Source organism: Colwellia sp. Arc7-D (assembly GCF_003061515.1).
Classification (GTDB): Bacteria; Pseudomonadota; Gammaproteobacteria; order Enterobacterales; family Alteromonadaceae; genus Cognaticolwellia.
In genome coordinates, this window is record NZ_CP028924.1 from 1456844 (window position 1) to 1473578 (window position 16735).

14 protein-coding genes are annotated in these 16735 nt (G+C 38.6%); 9 read left to right on the forward strand and 5 right to left on the reverse strand.

Features of this window, described 5'->3' with window-relative positions:
- The first annotated feature begins 54 nt into the window (after nucleotides 1-54).
- The 9 genes from dndA to DBO93_RS06385 all read left to right on the forward strand — a co-directional run bounded on the left by dndA (nucleotide 55) and on the right by DBO93_RS06385 (nucleotide 7727).
- Nucleotides 55-1182, forward strand: coding sequence for a cysteine desulfurase DndA (gene dndA / locus DBO93_RS06345; protein ID WP_108455561.1), 1128 nt, complete (start codon nucleotides 55-57; stop codon nucleotides 1180-1182).
- On the forward strand, nucleotides 1179-1439 hold the full coding sequence (locus tag DBO93_RS06350; protein WP_108455562.1) for a PhnD/SsuA/transferrin family substrate-binding protein: 261 nt from the start codon (nucleotides 1179-1181) through the stop codon (nucleotides 1437-1439). The genes dndA and DBO93_RS06350 overlap by 4 nt, the downstream gene beginning before the upstream one ends.
- A 73-nt stretch (nucleotides 1440-1512) precedes the next feature.
- Nucleotides 1513-2517: a prolyl aminopeptidase gene (gene pip, locus DBO93_RS06355; protein WP_108455563.1), complete on the forward strand. Its 1005-nt coding sequence runs from the start codon at nucleotides 1513-1515 to the stop codon at nucleotides 2515-2517.
- Between the two features lie 227 nt (nucleotides 2518-2744).
- Nucleotides 2745-2816, forward strand: a complete 72-nt coding sequence (pqqA, locus tag DBO93_RS06360; RefSeq protein ID WP_081182153.1) for a pyrroloquinoline quinone precursor peptide PqqA — start codon at nucleotides 2745-2747, stop codon at nucleotides 2814-2816.
- A 116-nt stretch (nucleotides 2817-2932) separates the two neighbouring features.
- On the forward strand, nucleotides 2933-3850 hold the full coding sequence (pqqB, locus tag DBO93_RS06365; RefSeq protein WP_108455564.1) for a pyrroloquinoline quinone biosynthesis protein PqqB: 918 nt from the start codon (nucleotides 2933-2935) through the stop codon (nucleotides 3848-3850).
- A 23-nt stretch (nucleotides 3851-3873) separates the two neighbouring features.
- A complete protein-coding gene (gene pqqC, locus DBO93_RS06370) occupies nucleotides 3874-4641 on the forward strand; it encodes a pyrroloquinoline-quinone synthase PqqC (protein WP_108455565.1) in 768 nt (255 codons plus the stop codon).
- On the forward strand, nucleotides 4638-4916 hold the full coding sequence (pqqD, locus tag DBO93_RS06375) for a pyrroloquinoline quinone biosynthesis peptide chaperone PqqD (RefSeq protein ID WP_239059132.1): 279 nt from the start codon (nucleotides 4638-4640) through the stop codon (nucleotides 4914-4916). Before pqqC ends, pqqD begins: the two co-directional genes overlap by 4 nt.
- A gap of 55 nt (nucleotides 4917-4971) precedes the next feature.
- On the forward strand, nucleotides 4972-6126 hold the full coding sequence (gene pqqE / locus DBO93_RS06380; RefSeq protein WP_239059183.1) for a pyrroloquinoline quinone biosynthesis protein PqqE: 1155 nt from the start codon (nucleotides 4972-4974) through the stop codon (nucleotides 6124-6126).
- Between the two features lie 2 nt (nucleotides 6127-6128).
- Complete coding sequence (locus DBO93_RS06385; protein WP_108455567.1) at nucleotides 6129-7727, forward strand: insulinase family protein; 1599 nt, start codon at nucleotides 6129-6131, stop codon at nucleotides 7725-7727.
- A 94-nt stretch (nucleotides 7728-7821) separates the two neighbouring features.
- On the opposite strand, the gene DBO93_RS06390 is transcribed toward DBO93_RS06385, so the two are convergent.
- The 5 genes from DBO93_RS06390 to DBO93_RS06410 all read right to left on the reverse strand — a co-directional run bounded on the left by DBO93_RS06390 (nucleotide 7822) and on the right by DBO93_RS06410 (nucleotide 16445).
- Entirely contained in the window at nucleotides 7822-8712 is an 891-nt protein-coding gene (locus DBO93_RS06390) for a dienelactone hydrolase family protein (protein WP_108455568.1), read from the reverse strand.
- Between the two features lie 226 nt (nucleotides 8713-8938).
- On the reverse strand, nucleotides 8939-11503 hold the full coding sequence (locus DBO93_RS06395; protein ID WP_108455569.1) for a PAS domain-containing hybrid sensor histidine kinase/response regulator: 2565 nt from the start codon (nucleotides 11501-11503) through the stop codon (nucleotides 8939-8941).
- Entirely contained in the window at nucleotides 11496-12644 is a 1149-nt protein-coding gene (nosP, locus tag DBO93_RS06400; RefSeq protein WP_108455570.1) for a nitric oxide-sensing protein NosP, read from the reverse strand. The genes DBO93_RS06395 and nosP overlap by 8 nt, the downstream gene beginning before the upstream one ends.
- A 39-nt stretch (nucleotides 12645-12683) precedes the next feature.
- Nucleotides 12684-14765, reverse strand: a complete 2082-nt coding sequence (locus DBO93_RS06405; protein WP_204100679.1) for a 4Fe-4S binding protein — start codon at nucleotides 14763-14765, stop codon at nucleotides 12684-12686.
- Nucleotides 14766-14924: 159 nt separating this feature from the next.
- Nucleotides 14925-16445, reverse strand: coding sequence for an aldehyde dehydrogenase family protein (locus DBO93_RS06410; RefSeq protein ID WP_108455572.1), 1521 nt, complete (start codon nucleotides 16443-16445; stop codon nucleotides 14925-14927).
- Nucleotides 16446-16735: the final 290 nt, after the last annotated feature.

The window sequence follows — 16735 nt, forward strand, 5'->3', positions numbered from 1 at the left end:
CATAATTATAATAATAATGTCTTCCGTTTAACGTTTTTCTATTGGTATTTTTAAATGACAATCTATCTTGACTCTAATGCTACTACCCAAGTTCTCAAACCAGTCGCCGACTTAGTTTATAAGTTAATGCTTGAAGAGTATGGCAACTCGGGTAGTCGTACTCATGAATTTGGCGTTAAAGCCAAACAAGCCACTGAAAAAGCGAGAGCTCAGGTTGCTGATGTTGTTGAAGCGGACAAAACTGAAGTTATTTTTACTAGTGGTGCAACAGAGAGTAATAATATTGCAATACTAGGACTTGAGAGCTTTGGAATTAAGGAAAATAGAAAACATATTATTACGACTAAGATTGAGCACAAGGCTGTTTTGGAACCTTGTGCTCACTTAGAAGGTAAAGGTTTTGAAGTAACGTATTTGAATGTAGGTGTAAGTGGTTTAATTGATATTGAGGAATTGAAATCATCGTTACGTGAAGACACTCTATTGGTGTCAATAATGCACGTGAATAATGAAACAGGGAGTATTCAACCATTAAGTGAAATTTGTTCAGCTCTCGCTGATAGCGAAGCATATTTTCATGTTGATGCAGCCCAAAGCTTTGCAAAGCTGACGGGGGATCTTGTTAATAAACGGATAGATCTTATTAGTGCTAGCGGTCATAAGGTTTATGCGCCTAAAGGCGTTGGTGCACTTGTTATGCGTAAAAGGGGCTTTATTCGTCCGCCTCTGAAACCTATATTTTTTGGGGGTGGTCAAGAAAAGGGTCTTCGACCAGGAACTTTAGCTGTCCCTCTAATTGCTGGGTTTGGTTTAGCGTGTGAAATAGCTTTAAAAAACCAAGTGAAATGGCAACTACATGCTCATAAATTAAAGACTGACTTAATTGATAAGCTTCAGCCTTTAGGGATAATAGAAAATGGTGAGAACAGCTCCCCGTTTGTTTTAAATTTTACTATTCCAGGCGTGAACTCTGAAGCTGCCATGGTTATGCTAAAAGGGATTGCTGCCGTTTCTAATGGCTCAGCATGTACATCGAATAGTTATAAACCATCGCATGTATTATCAGCGATGGGGTTTGATGAAGATAGAATAAATGGTGCAATAAGAATGTCTTGGAGTCATATGACTGAAGAGTTACCATTAGAAAAATTAGTATCGACTTTGGCACAATTAAAATTATGACCAAATTTAGAATTGTTGAACAATTAAAAATTATCTGGACATCTCAAGGGTATACGCCGCATGCTATTGCGACTCATCCACGAGTAAATGTTGATATTCGTCAAAAACTACTTGCTGGTTTTTTAGCTGTTGCGAAGTCTGAAAAAGCCAGTGAATTGCTTATTCTTTTACTTATGAAAGGTTTTACCATGGCAGAAGATAAAGATTGGAATGATGTGCGTAGTTTAAATATTCAGTTGATGCTTGGGCAGAATTAATCAGGTTCGTTGTGTTAAATTCATTTACTCAGTTTATTAAACATTCATCAGTAGCGAACAGTAGGTCTAATAAATGTTATCACTTTATCCCGCCATTGAGCCTTTTGAGCATTATTATCTTTCTGTCGCTAATAACATAGCGGCTAAAGCATTACCTAACGACACAATATCAGATAAAGATTCAGCACAAACACACCAACTTTATATCGAGCAATGTGGCAACCCTGATGGAATTCCTGTTATTTTTTTGCATGGCGGGCCAGGCTCAGGTTGTAGGCCCTCGCATCGCTGCTTTTTCGATCCTACTTTGTATCATATTATTTTGTTTGATCAGCGCGGCTGTGGTCGCTCTCGTCCTAAAGGGTTGTTAGCTAATAACACCACTGCCCACCTTATAGAAGACATTGAGTTAATTCGTCAACATTTAGCTATTGAAAAATGGTTGGTTTTTGGCGGCTCTTGGGGAACTACGTTAGCGTTAACTTACGCGCAGCACTTTGCTGATAAAGTTACTGGCTTAATATTACGCGGGATATTTCTGGCTCGACAACAAGATATTGATTGGTTCTATCGCGAAAAGGGTGCGGCTAAAGCTTACCCAGAGGCTTGGAATTACTTAGTTGAGCACTTACCTATTTCGCAACAAGCTCAGCCAATATCAACAATATACCAACAGCTTTCTAGTGATGATAGCCAATTATCAAACGCTATGCTTAAGAGAATACAATTTTGGGAAGCTAGCCTGGTTTATTGGCAAAAGCGACTTACTCTCGACGATATTTCTATAACAGAAGATGAAAAAACAGCAGCAATTATTCAGCTTTATTACTCAATTAATCAATGTTTTATTGAAGATAATCCGATACTTGAACATATTGATAACATTCGACATATTCCGACAAGAATAATTCATGGTCGTCACGATATGGTGTGTTCTGTTGAGCAAGCGTGGTTATTAAAGCAAAGTTGGCCCGAAGCTGAGCTGTTAATTATTGAAATGGCGGGGCATGTTGCCAGCGAGCCTAAAATTATTGATGCGCTTATTAATGCCACTAATGACTTTGCAAAGCTTAACTAAATATGCTCGAATAGTAATTGGTAATAATAGTGTTGAACGTTGAATTAAGCGGGTTAGCCTATAACATCAAACCCTTGTAACTGCTTTTATCTTGGCGCTGTATAATTATCCATACATGCTCCTATGCTTTTCCATCTAAAGTATGATTTTTTATTAAATGGAAATTAAATAGAGTAACTAGGTAAGCAATATTACAGTAAGTTTTACTAACCAAAGAGGAATAAATTATGTGGATTAAGCCTAATTTTGAAGAAATGCGTTTAGGATTTGAAGTAACGCTTTACATCAATAATCGCTAATAATAATTACGCCATTAATAAATTACTTCAGTTAGCTTTAATTTTTAAAAAACTGGGGTAATTAATTTTCACTGTTTAATTTCTCCCTTCCCACTTGTTTTAATTTCGAGGCACATATGCAAATTTTAGTGCTAGGCTCAGCTGCAGGTGGCGGATTTCCACAATGGAATTGTCACTGTACTAACTGTAAAGGTTTACGCGACGGAACTATTAAAGCCACTGCGCGTACACAATCGTCAATTGCGGTTAGCCCTAATGGCAAAAATTGGGTGTTAATCAACGCATCTCCAGATATTCGTCAACAAATTAATCAATCACCACAACTTTGGCCTGAGCAGGGCAGTCGTGGTACTAACATTCGTGCTGCAATTTTAACTGATAGCCAGATAGATCACACTACGGGGTTACTAACCTTGCGTGAAGGTTTGCCATTAGAAGTTTATTGCAGCGATGTAGTTTATGAAGATTTATCCACCGTGTTTCCCGTGTTTAATTTGTTAGAACACTGGCATGGTGGACTTAAATTTAATGCTATAGATACTGAAAAACGACCACCATTTAGTGTTAAAGGTGTCGAAGATATAGTATTTGAACCGGTTATTATTGAGTCAAATGCGCCGCCATATTCACGCTATCGCGATAAAGTAGTCGACGGTAATAACATTGGCTTAAAAATTATTGATAAAAGCACGGACAAATATTTGTTCTACTTACCCGGTATTGTTGAAAGTAATGCTGAAGTTGAAGCCATATTGGCTGAAGCCAGTTGTGTACTTATTGACGGCACATTATGGCTAGATGATGAAATGATTGCGCTAGGTGTGGGCAAAAAATTAGGCTCAGAAATGGGGCATATGCCGGTTAATGGTGAGTTTGGCACGGTTGCCTTGTTGAATAAATTTCCGATAGATCGAAAAATTCTTATTCACATAAACAACACTAACCCCATTTTGAATGAAGAATCTGAACAGCATCAATTTGTTTTAGACAATGGCGTTGAAATTGCCACTGATGGCATGGAAATAACGATTTAACCTCATTTTAAAGGATCCATTTTATGCAGGCTTGGACCAAAGAACAGTTTGAAAAAAAATTAAAAGATAAAGGTCAGCTTTACCATATTCATCATCCATTCCATATCGCTATGCATAAAGGCGAATGTAGTAAAGAAGAAATACAAGGCTGGGTTGCTAATCGGTTTTATTATCAAGCTAATATATCGATTAAAGACGCCGCCATTATGGCCAATTGTCGTGATATAGAAACTAGGCGTTTGTGGATACAGCGTATTCTTGATCATGATGGCAGCGTGGGTGACGATACCTTAGGCGGTATTGAAGCTTGGTTGCGTTTAGGTGAGGCAGTTGGACTAAATCGTCAAGACTTACTTGATGAAAAGTTTGTATTGCCTGGGGTGCGTTTTGCGGTTGACGCTTATGTAAACTTTGCGCGCAGAGCTAACTGGCAACAAGCAGCTTGTTCGTCTTTAACTGAAATTTTTGCGCCTGAAATACATCAAAGCCGACTTGACTCTTGGCCAACCAATTACCCGTGGGTAAAACCTGAAGGGCTAAGTTATTTTCAAATGCGTTTATCGCAAGCTCGTCGAGACGTAAATCATGGTTTGCAAATAACATTAGATTATTTTACTAGCCGCGAAGCACAAGAAGAAGCCTTGAACATTTTACAATTTAAGCTCGATATTCTTTGGAGCATGTTAGATTCAATTTCATTAGCTTATCAACAAGGCAAGGCTCCGTATCAAGCTATACTGGGTGAAGATGCCGTATTAAATCCTATTTACCACAAAGGAATTTTTAAGTGAGTACATTAGCCGATAACAAAATTCCCTCACTTAATGCCATGTTTAGGTTTCAATGGGAAAAAGCGCAAAATTGTTTTGTACTCTTGTTTCCTGAAGGTATGGTGAAACTGAACGGTGGTGCTGGCGAAATTATGCAGCTTATCGATGGTAAAAAAAGTGTACAAGAAATTACCAATACCTTAAATGAAAAATTCCCCGATGCGGGTGATTTATCTGCCGATGTGAATGAATTTATCAGCACAGCGATTGAAAAAAAGTGGCTCTATTATGAATAATCAAAGCGCTTCTCACGACCCCTTAAGCGAAGTAACAACCGAATCGCCAAGCGAAATTTCAGCTGAAAGCGTAACCGCTGTTGGCCCACCGCTTTGGTTACTTGCCGAGTTAACTTACGACTGTCCATTACATTGTCCTTATTGTTCAAACCCAACACAATTAACTGAAACCAAAGATGAGCTAAGTACCGAGCAATGGTGTCAGGTATTTACCGAGGCCCGAGATATGGGCGCGGTGCAACTAGGTTTTTCTGGTGGCGAGCCGCTACTACGAAAAGACTTAGAAGTACTGGTTAAACACTCGAGAGATTTAGGTTTCTATACTAACTTAATTACCTCGGGTATTGGCTTAACTGAAAAGCGCATTGCTAAGTTAAAAGTAGCGGGATTAGATCATATTCAAATAAGTTTTCAAGGGGCTGACCCTGAAGTTAACGATGCTATTGCCGGCAAAGGTAACGCTTACAAGCAAAAATTTAAAATGGCTAAATCAGTTAAAGCACAAGGTTATCCTATGGTGCTTAACTTTGTTATTTCTAAACAAAACATTAATCAAATTGCTGAAGTTATGCGCTTAAGCTGTGAGTTAGAGGCTGATTATGTTGAATTAGCCACCGCGCAATATTACGGTTGGGCATATCAAAATCGTGATCATTTACTTCCTACTCAAGCAGAGTTAGTTGAAGCTGAGCGAATTGTTAACGAGTTTAGAGAACAGCAACAAGGTAAAGGACCGCACTTTATTTTTGTAACCCCTGATTATTATGAAACACGCCCTAAAGCTTGTATGAATGGTTGGGGCACTACGTTTTTAACCGTTACGCCTGATGGTTCAGCTTTGCCTTGTCATAGCGCAAAAATGTTACCGCTGACGTTCCCTAATGTTAAAGACAAGTCGATTGCCGATATATGGCAGCAAGACTTTTCATTTGAATACTTTCGTGGCGACGACTGGATGCCGCAACCTTGTAAAGGCTGTGATGAAAAAGAAAAAGATTTCGGCGGTTGTCGTTGTCAGGCCTTTATGTTGACGGGCGACATGCATAAAACGGATCCCGTGTGTAGCAAGTCTGAAGATCATCATCTCATTCAAAAAGCTATTGAAAATGCAGTTAAGCCTTCTAAAGCTATTGTTGATCGCATTAATCAAAGTACCGCGATGAAACATGCTAAAAATGCTGAGTTAAATATTGTAACGGTTAAAGTATAAGCTTGGCTGCTTCATTGTCGTCCATGAAAACAGCGATGTATCGCCATGAAAATGGTTTAAAGCATATCAATATTATTAATAATGAAGGCTTTAGCGCTCTCTTTGTGGTCAACACCCCAATATTTGATAATAGCGGGGTCGCACATGGCGTTGAACATGGCGTTTTTCGACGTAGCTCGTCTTTTGCACAGCCTGAAACGTTATTTCAACTCACCTCACTCACCGACGCAAAAATTAATGCCTCAACCTTTGCTGACAGTACTTATTTTCATTGCCAAAGCCAGTGCGCAGATACCTTCAATTTAGCCATTGAGTATTTATTAAGTGGCTTATTTACGCCGATATTCGATAAAGAATATTTAAGCTGTGAAGTTTATGATGGCCAGAGTAAGGATAAGGATAAAGCTAAAGGCGTTATTTATCGTGAACTTATTGGAATAGAGCAAGCCAGTAAAGCCAGTGCTAAAAGTGACGAGAGCGATAACAGCGAGAACAGTGAAGAAAACGATACTAAAGAAGAGTTTAATTATGGTGGTGTTAGCAGCACTATTGGTGAATTAACACTTAAGGAGTTAACCGCATTTCATCAACGCTTTTATCAAGCAAGTAATATGACCTTAGTGACCGCTAATGCCGATATTGAAAAAATATCAAGATTGATCTCTTTATTACCTGTGCCAACTGTTCGAGAAAAAACTAGCCAAGCAGAGTCGTTAAAAAACCAACCTATCACTCAGATAAAAAATGCTACTGACATTAACGATAATGATAACGAAACCGAACGTTATCAAGCAAAGTATTCTCCAGCAATTAATACGCTTATAAATGCTTATTATTTAACTTTGCAAACGCCTAATCACCTTCATGTTGATAACTACACAAGTTTAGAAGATGTCGCATTAGAAAACATGGCTCAGGCGAAACCTAAAGCAGATAACGCAGGGTTAATTGCAACTTTAGTATCTTTATCGGATAAACACCTTGAAGCAGCTAATAACGAGAAGAAAATTGATATTAGCGATAAAGCTAAAACAGTAAGTCAGACACTACTGCCTAAATTATTTAACGCACTCTGCCTAGAGGCAAAAGAACGCTTTGAGCTAAACGACGTACCAGGGGGAAACTTAAATAGAATTGAGCTTTGTGAAGAAGAATTAAGAAAAAGAGAGTTAAGTCAAAGTAAGGACAAAATTAAGAAGCTTGAAACCGTTAGCGTTTGTAATCAGCATAATGCCTTATGGTTAACAAAAATTAGCAAAGCTGAACATGCCATTGCCAATATCGCCAGTTATATTGTTAGTGCTTACCCAGCGTTTTTGGCGCGTCGTTGTCAAGGTTTTTGCTATGCAACTCAAGCATTAACGATTGAAAATTCGACTTACTTTGCGGTTTATAGCGCTTTCGATGTTGCCCCAGATGAACAATTAAACACAATTACACCGTGTTTGTTGGCTCTAAGTGAAGATAAAGGCTTTATTCGTGTGAGCCTAGCGCTTGCTAAAGCAAAATACTGCCGAGTTCATCAAGTAAATAGCAGTAATATTAATGATATAAGCCAGAAAGATATTTCCGGCTACTTGCAAAGAATCGCTGAAAATTAAGGGGTAATTAAAGCCCAATAGATTAGTGATTAGTGATTAGTTAGTGAGTTGACTAATACAGGCTATTATCAGTCAACTCCGTGCGAATGTATGTTTAAACTAACTTTTCTGCGAAAAATGCTAATGTACGATCCCAGGCAAGATCTGCATTTTCTTTATCATAACGTCCTGTTGAGTCGTTATGAAAACCATGATTAGCATTTTTATACATGTGCATTTTATAAGAGACTCCCGCTTGTTTTAAGTCGCTTTCATACTCAGGCCAAGATTTGTTCACTCGTTCATCAAGCTCACCTAATTGCACAAGTAACGATGCTTTAATATTTTTCCTCAGCTCTTTTGAAGCAGGCGTGCCATAAAAAGGGACGCCAGCGATAATAAGATCAGACTCAATCGCGGCTAAGTAATTAACCATGTAACCGCCAAAACAAAAGCCAACAGCGCCGAGTTTACCGTTACTGCTTGGGTGCTGTTTAATAAATTTTGCAGCTGCTACAAAGTCATGTTGAATTTTAGCGCGATCCATTGTCTTTTGCATGGCTCTGCCTTCATCGTCATTACCTGGGTAGCCACCCAGCGGAAACAAGGCGTCGGGTGCAAAGGCAAGATAACCCGCTTTAGCCAACCGACGAGCTACATCTTTTACGTATGGGTTTAGACCTCTATTTTCATGAATAACGAGCACAACAGGCAGAGGGCCTGTTTTATTGGTTGGCGTAACTAAATAGCCTGCGCCTTTGCCGTAACCATGCGGGGAATCAAAAGATTCATAAGTTGCTTTTATGTCTGCATCATTAAAAGAGACTTGCTCAGCTAAAGCATAATTAGGTAAAAGTGCCGATGTGAGCACGGCCATTGAATAACCTACAGCAACTAAGGTGCCGAGTTTAGTCATAAATGTTCTACGATCCATGCCGCCGTGTGCATAAGAGTCGTACCAGTCAAATGCTTCTTGCGGGATATCATTGTTCAGTTTTTTTGACATTTTAATCTCACTTATGAATGTAGCAGTTTTGAAACATTACAAATGCTTTACCTAGCTATAAAGTAGAATAATTTATAGCGCTTCACAACTTAATATTTGGCTATTTGAATGTGCGCTATTTAATACTCAGATAGTTTAAAAATAAATAGTTGCAGTAGACCGTAACGCCAGTAAACCATTATTTTAATATGCTATGGCTTAAACATGCTATGACTTGAATAAGTTATTATTTCAACAAGTAAAGCATCGAGGTTTTCAATTTCATCGGTTTAACGGGTTTATTCAACAATAAAACATCGTTGGCTTTTACTTCATTCTTCAACTCTTTACTGTAATTGGCGGTGATCATAATTACCGGAAGTATATTATCGCGTAATTGGTTAATTTCATTTGAAACATCTAAACCATTTACGCCGTCATCAAGATGATAATCAACAATGAGTATGTCCGCATGATCATCCACTATATTTACTTGTTGTTGCAAATGTTTGAGGCTAGTTGCGGTAGTTACAATGAAATCCCAGCCGCCTAATAGCTCAGCCATACCTGCACAAACGGTAGCGTCGTTATCAATAATCCATATTTTACGCTTAGCTAAAGCCGTGTTATCAAGGATGTAATTTTGTGGATTTACTGTTTGAGGTAAGTCGCTTATTTTACCCAAAGGCACTTTTACCGAAAAAACTGAGCCTTTACCTAACGTAGAGTTAACCATAATAGGTTGTTCTAATACGGTTGAAATTTTATCGACTATCGCAAGCCCTAAGCCTAAGCCATTTCGAAATGCTGATTGAGACGATTTAAGGCGTTTAAACTCTTTAAATATTTCTTGAAGTTGGTCTTGGGCGATACCCATACCATTATCCCATACTTCAATTGAAACATGATCTCCTTGGCGTCTGCAGCCAAGTAATACCTTACCATTACTTGCATATCTAAAGGCATTGGAGAGAAAGTTACGTAAAATACGTGCTAATAAAACACTGTCGGAATTTACCACTAAATCGCTACTAACATAGTGTAATTTTACTTTGAATTGAGCACTGGTTTGTTGGTATTCACTGGCTAAGTTGTTAAGTAATTCTGATAATTTAAATGAGCTTTTATCCGCCTTTACAACACCAGCATCTAGTTTTGAAATATCAACCAAGGTACAAATTAAGTTCTCTAAATCGTCTAACGAATTTATCACTGAACCTAGCAGTTTTTTAGTGTGGGTTTCTAAGGTTTTTTCCATTAAAGAGCTGGTGAACAACTGCGCCGCATTTAGGGGTTGCAGTAAGTCATGGCTAACAGCCGCTAGGAATTTGGTTTTGGTACTGTTAGCAAACTCGGCTTCACTTTTAGCTTTATGTAAATTGACTTGTGCCTGGCTTCGCTCTGCTACTTCAACAATTAATTTATCGTTTAATCCTTGTAATTGAACTGTTCTTTCTTGCACTCTGATTTCAAGTTGATCATGAGCTTTTTGTAACGCTAGGGCATCTTTTCTACGCGCGGTAATATCGCGAATAAGAACGAAAAATCCAAGAACATGTCCCTTACTGTCTCGATTAGGTACGTAAGATTTTAAAAGGTAGCAGGGCTCACCTTGTTTGTTCTTTTCTTCCATGGCAAAGCTGACACTTTCACCTTTTAAGGCGCGGTCAACATAAGATTTTAGTTCAGTGAAGTTGGTATGTACGCGACTTTGTTCTAACTCTAAGCCATTGAGTCCACCTTGAGGTAAGCCATACCAATCAACATACACTTGATTTGTGAACTGGTATTTTAGGTCTTCGCCAATATAGGCGATCATCGCGGGCACGTTATCGGTGATTAATCGTAACCAACTTTCACTTTTTCTTAATGATTCAGCGTAGCGATGACGTTCTGTAATATCGCTGTAGGTTTTAATAATTTTGCCATTATTTAAACGGTGATCACGTATCTCTAAAACCGTACCGTTCATCAGCGTTTGGGTATAATAATAATTATCGGTGCTAGATTTTGGCGCTAGATCAAGCTCGGTCAAATTTTGCACATTATTGGTGCTGGGCATTGCGCGTAAAAGATTGGGCGATAACTGGCTGATTTGCGCAAATCGCATGTTCCACACTTCAATTTTGTTTTGACTGCTGATCAAAACAACACCTTGTGACAGGTTGTCAATTAAGTTTTGCAGTAACAAAGATTTTTGCGCCATACCGCGCTCGTATCGGGCACTTTCTGCGTTTTTAATGGCGGTAATGTCAGTATAAATCATTACCCAACCACCTTCGCTAGTACGATGCTCGTTAAGTTGAAACCAGCGATCGTCTGACAGTTGATACACAGGGCTAGCAAAATTATCACCCGGTGATGCTCGGCGAATGATACCGCGTGTTTTTGCTAACTCTTTTAAGTCTTTAAGGTTGGCACCTTCAACAATAGGTAAGCCTGACTCACTCCAAAAACTGGCAAAATTACTGTTCTGTAAAATAATGCGACCATCGCTATCGAGTAAAACAAAGGCTTCTGTAATGCTTTCAATGGCATCTATAAAACGTTGTTTAAATAAGTTGGCTGTGTCATTCGCTTGTTTAAGTGCGCGGTTACTCGACTCTAGTTTTGCCAGCGTTTCATTAAGTGTCTGCGTTTTTTCTCTAACCTGTTCGGCTAAGTGCACGGAATGTTCAAAAGCCGTGTAGGGCGCATATTGATTTTCGCCACTGTCTTCAACACGTTGCATTAAGGCATTGTTAATTTTGATAAGTTTAGCGTTTTGCTTTTTTAGCAAGGCTAACTCATCTTCTAAAGCCTGCTCACTCATTTACGCCTCCAGCGATAAAAACGCCGGTAAAAGTTTGGTTTAAGTGAATGCCATTAGTATGCTCACCATAAGTATTAAAACCGACAATATTGTATTGCGCATTTAAGCTTCTTACGCGTGCCTCTAGGCCTTTTTGCTCTATTTCTAGTCGTCTTAAAAAGCAATCACAGGTAAGTACTAATTCAGGATCACCGTAGCGTTGTGAAATTTCGCCAAGTTGGTCTGTTACAGGGGAAAATATATCGCCCATTTCTACTGCGGTAAGCACAATGCCCACATCAACCGCACAGTAAAACGTTAGGCTTAAGTCTGCTTCGTTTACTTTTTGAATGGAGCGAATATAGTAGTCACCGCCCACTTTTACCGCCAACGGATTAAGCGAAAATACTTCAGGGCTTAAATCTTTAAGATCGACATTAAGTAATTTTGCATATTCTAATGCCGCAGGTTCTGCATTTAATTCGTAAACTGTTCTGTTAGCCGCATCAGCATCGGTCACAACTAACTTTTCTATTGGACGCTTTATGTGATGACACGTGAAAACTTCAAAAGGCAATATCGTGTTAACCATAATAACAATCGCGGCGTTTTGATAAAATTTTCCGTGATAATAAACATGGGTTTTAGTTAAATTTATGTCGTCGCCCGCAGAGCCACCAAAGTGAGGGATGGCTCTAGCAGCAGAGTTAAGGGTTACCAAAAATTGTTCTTCGCTTGAAGAAAGGCCGTCGAGTAAAGTGAGTAAAAAGCTGTTGTTTTTTATCTCTGTTAACTCTTTAGATTGGCAGTTTTCAACTAGCTCATTAATGGTGGACTGCGCATTAATCGTATCGAACTTTTCCATCGACTCAATCAAGGTAGCGCAAATAGCAAAGTATTGGCTAGAAAAGCCTATGGCAACAATAGAGTGTTGCTCGTAACCTTGGTTTGTTACTTCGCCGGCGGTAGTGCAGCCAACAATGTCGACATCAGTAAAGGTGCTTTCCATGGTTTGTGCTAGGGTATCTAGCGCATAAGTAGAAGAACAATAAAACAGCACAAAACTGATGTTAGCTTTATTTAATTGTTGATAAAGCTCTTGGCTTGCAATTGCAGGGTCGATGGCTTTACTAACTGCCGTAATCGTTTTTATATCATGCATAAATTCGGCTCATATTTTGATAGATACCCATCATATAGTTTACTCGTTACAGTTCAATACCTTTATCTGCGAAGGCTTTGTTTTATTTGCATATTTGTTTACAACACACAACTTAGGACTTTCAATAACCACAACACATTCTAAACATTGAATACATTCGCCGTAGTCAATAGCGCCACTAGGTTTAATGGCGTCTATACCACATTTTTTATTACGACAAAGTTGACAAGGTGAGCCACATTCATCACGACGTCTTAACCATTTAAATATGGGATATCGACCAATAATCGCTAATCCTGCACCTAACGGACACAAATAACGACAATAGAACTTATGAATTTTTAAACTCAACAGCAGTAATAAAACAGCGTATAAAACAAACGGCCAATAGCGTACAAAGTTCAGTGTTATGCTGGTTTTAAATGGCTCTATTTCGGCTAATTGCTCTGCCAATGTTAGTGAATAAAAAGAGCAAGCAACTAATAGTATTAACAATACATATTTTACTTTTTGTCCCGCTTTATGATGTTGAGGCTTAATTTTAATTTGTTTTATTTTCAGCTTAGTTGCGATCAAAGCCATTATTTCTTGTAGCGCGCCAAAAGGGCATAGCCAACCACAGAACAAACCTCGCCCCCATAAAAATAGGGTAATAAAAACAAATACCCATAAAATAAATATCACGGGATCAAGCAAGAACACTTCAATGTTAAAACCTTGTTGGATTGACAATAATAAGGTGTAAATGTTGACAACAGATAGCTGGCCTTGTGAATAAAAACCGATAAAACCGATAACAAAAATTAATGATATAAAGCGTACTTGGTGGGTTAACTTTTCATTTTTTGCCAAGGTGTCTTGTTTAATAAAGACTAGCGTTAAGGCGATAAGATATAGACAAAGTATGATTATTTCAGTGCTACGTTGTAGCCAAAGCTTTAGCCAGAGCGGTTGAGCTTTTTCAGGCTGAACTAACGGTGTTTTATCAAGGAATAAAATTTCAGGCAATGTACTGGCAAAGCTAAAGTTGTGTTGATTTTTAGATAAAAATGATTGGTTGTAGGTAACAGCTAAAGACAGCGTTAACTCTTTATTGAGCTCAAAACCAGATTGGGATTTTATTCGAAATACTTTAATTTCATTATAGTCAGGTATTTCAAGTGCAAATCTAGGGTTAAAATAGCTATAAAAGTCGACATCGCGCATATCGACAGGCAGTGAAGCTTGCGTTGCACTTAAGCGGCTAGGGACGGTTTGAGGAATAAATTCTTCGCTGACAAAAGCATAGTTGCCGCGATTTAATACCATTAAAGCATGTTCACCCGGGATTAAACTCTCGAGTAAGCGGTTGTATTCTGTTTCACCCAATAAATTTTTACCAATAATAGGAATGTTAGCGAAACCAAAATATAAATCGATAAAGTCATTGGTATCTTCGCTTAACTTTTTAATTGTATTTGTTAGAGATGGTGATGAGCTTTCAGTTAAGGCGAGTGCTTGATCGCGTGTTAACTGCCAGTGCTGTACGTACTTTTTCTCAACCAATTGTTCAAAAGTTAATGTTTCAAAAAAGTCAGGATTAACCACGAAATTTGAAGGTGCAACAAAACCGGATAACTTTTCGCGCGCTACTTTAAGCGCTGAAGCAATAATGGTGTCGTTAACCACTAATACTGAAATGGTGGCGCGAGTTATTCCGTCAAAATATGTGGCATCTTTTGATGACTTATCGCGAGCGTTAATAATAAAACGTTCTTTAATTGAATGGTGTTGATATTGGTTAATAAAATCAAATAATGGCGGTTCGCCTAAGCCGTGTAAAAATATCGGTTCATGATGATTTAGTATTTTTAAACCGGTAATAACACCTTGGGTATCAATACCAATGAGAATATTGATGGTTTGGCCTGAAAAACCGATGAAATTTGTAAAGTCGTCTGATTCAAATACATAACCGAGTAAATCACCTAATTGATAAACGGGCGTTACGGCAATTTTTTTATCAACAGGACCTAAACGTGTTGCACTGGGGAATATTTCGGCAATATTAGCAGAAATTGAAGTTGTATTTTGAGCCTCAACAGGAGCGAAGGCAAAAGAATAAAAAGAGGGTGATAGCATAAAGACAAGAATGTAAATCATCCTTGTCTTTAGGAAGTTGAGTATATGTAAATGCATGCTAACGCCCTCATAAATCGTTACAAACTGATTAGTATTCGCTGAATAAAAAGGTGTCAACCTCGTTAAAGAAAGACACCCTTGTATACATTGAGGGTTAGGTTAAAAGAAACCTAAAGGACTCGTGCTATAGCTAACTAGTAAGTTTTTAGTTTGCTGATAATGGTCGAGCATCATCTTGTGGTTTTCACGACCGATACCTGATTTTTTATAGCCACCAAATGCTGCGTGAGCTGGGTATAAGTGGTAACAGTTAGTCCATACGCGACCCGCTTGAATACCTCGACCCATTCGATGTGCAAGGTTAGCATCACGTGTCCATAAACCCGCACCTAAACCATAAACTGAGTCGTTAGCTATTGCTAGCGCTTCCGCTTCATCTTTAAAAGTAGTTACTGCGACAACCGGTCCAAAAATTTCTTCTTGGAAGATGCGCATTTTGTTATTACCTTTTAGAATAGTCGGTTGAATGTAAAAACCTGTTTCTAAAGAGTCACCTAAGCTTTCTTTATGACCGCCGGTTAATAGCTCTGCACCTTCATCTTTACCAATAGTTAAATAACTCATGATTTTCTCAAATTGTTCTTGAGAGGCTTGAGCACCGACCATAGTTTCAGTATCTAATGGGTTACCACGAATAATTTTGTTCGCTTTAGCAATAACTTTTTCCATAAATTCGTCGAAAATATCTTCTTGAATTAAGGCACGAGACGGACAAGTACAAACCTCACCTTGGTTGAAAAAGCCTAAAACAAACCCTTCAGCACATTTATCTAAATAGTCGTCTTCAAATTGTGTAATGTCTTTAAAGAAGATGTTTGGAGATTTACCACCAAGCTCAACCGTTGAAGGAATTAGGTTTTCAGCTGCACACTTAAGAATGTGTCCACCAATAGCCGTAGAACCTGTAAAGGCAATTTTACCAATACGTGTGCTTGTTGCTAGAGCTTCACCCGCTTCTTTACCATAACCGTTAACTATGTTTAATACGCCAGGAGGAAGTAAATCGCCAATAATTTCCATTAGTACCAAAATACTTACAGGCGTTTGCTCAGCTGGTTTTAATATTACACAGTTACCCGCAGCAAGTGCTGGAGCAAGTTTCCATGCCGCCATTAATATTGGGAAGTTCCAAGGGATTATTTGACCGACAACACCAATGGGCTCATGAAAGTGATACGCAACTGTATCGTTATCTATTTGAGAAAGAGAACCTTCTTGTGAGCGAATACAACCGGCAAAGTAGCGAAAGTGATCAGCACATAATGGAATGTCAGCTGCAAGCGTTTCGCGAACTGGCTTACCGTTGTCCCATGTTTCAGCTACCGCAATTTTTTCAAGGTTTTCTTCAATACGGTCAGCAATTTTCAGTAAGACTCTAGAGCGGTCTTGAACTGATGTTTTGCCCCATGCTTCTTTAGCGCCATGAGCTGCATCAAGCGCTAATTCAATGTCTTCGCTGCTTGAACGAGGAATTTCACAAATGACTTCACCAGTAACGGGTGTGGTGTTGGTAAAATAATTTCCCTTAACAGGAGCTACCCATTGACCATTGATGTAGTTTTCATATTTAGGTTTAAAAGAAACGACAGAACCTTCACTGCCTGGGTATGCATAGATCATATATCACCTCGTGTCGAGACCAGCCAGAGTAATACTCTTTCCATGGCCCTGTTTATGTTTGCTCTAGTAATTACTAAAGCGTTTTTTTCGTGTATCTATAATAGTGCGGGGCAAGCAATTGAAACTATTACCCATAGGCTTTAAAAACATCATACTTTGGGACGAGTTGCTCGATTTTCATAGGGCTGTAACAAATTTAAACGATAAAAAAAAGCTTTTGAAAAATTTCAAAAGCTTTTTAAATGCAAGGAGCGTGGTCTGATGTTACGTCGCTATGGGAGTAGCGTTGT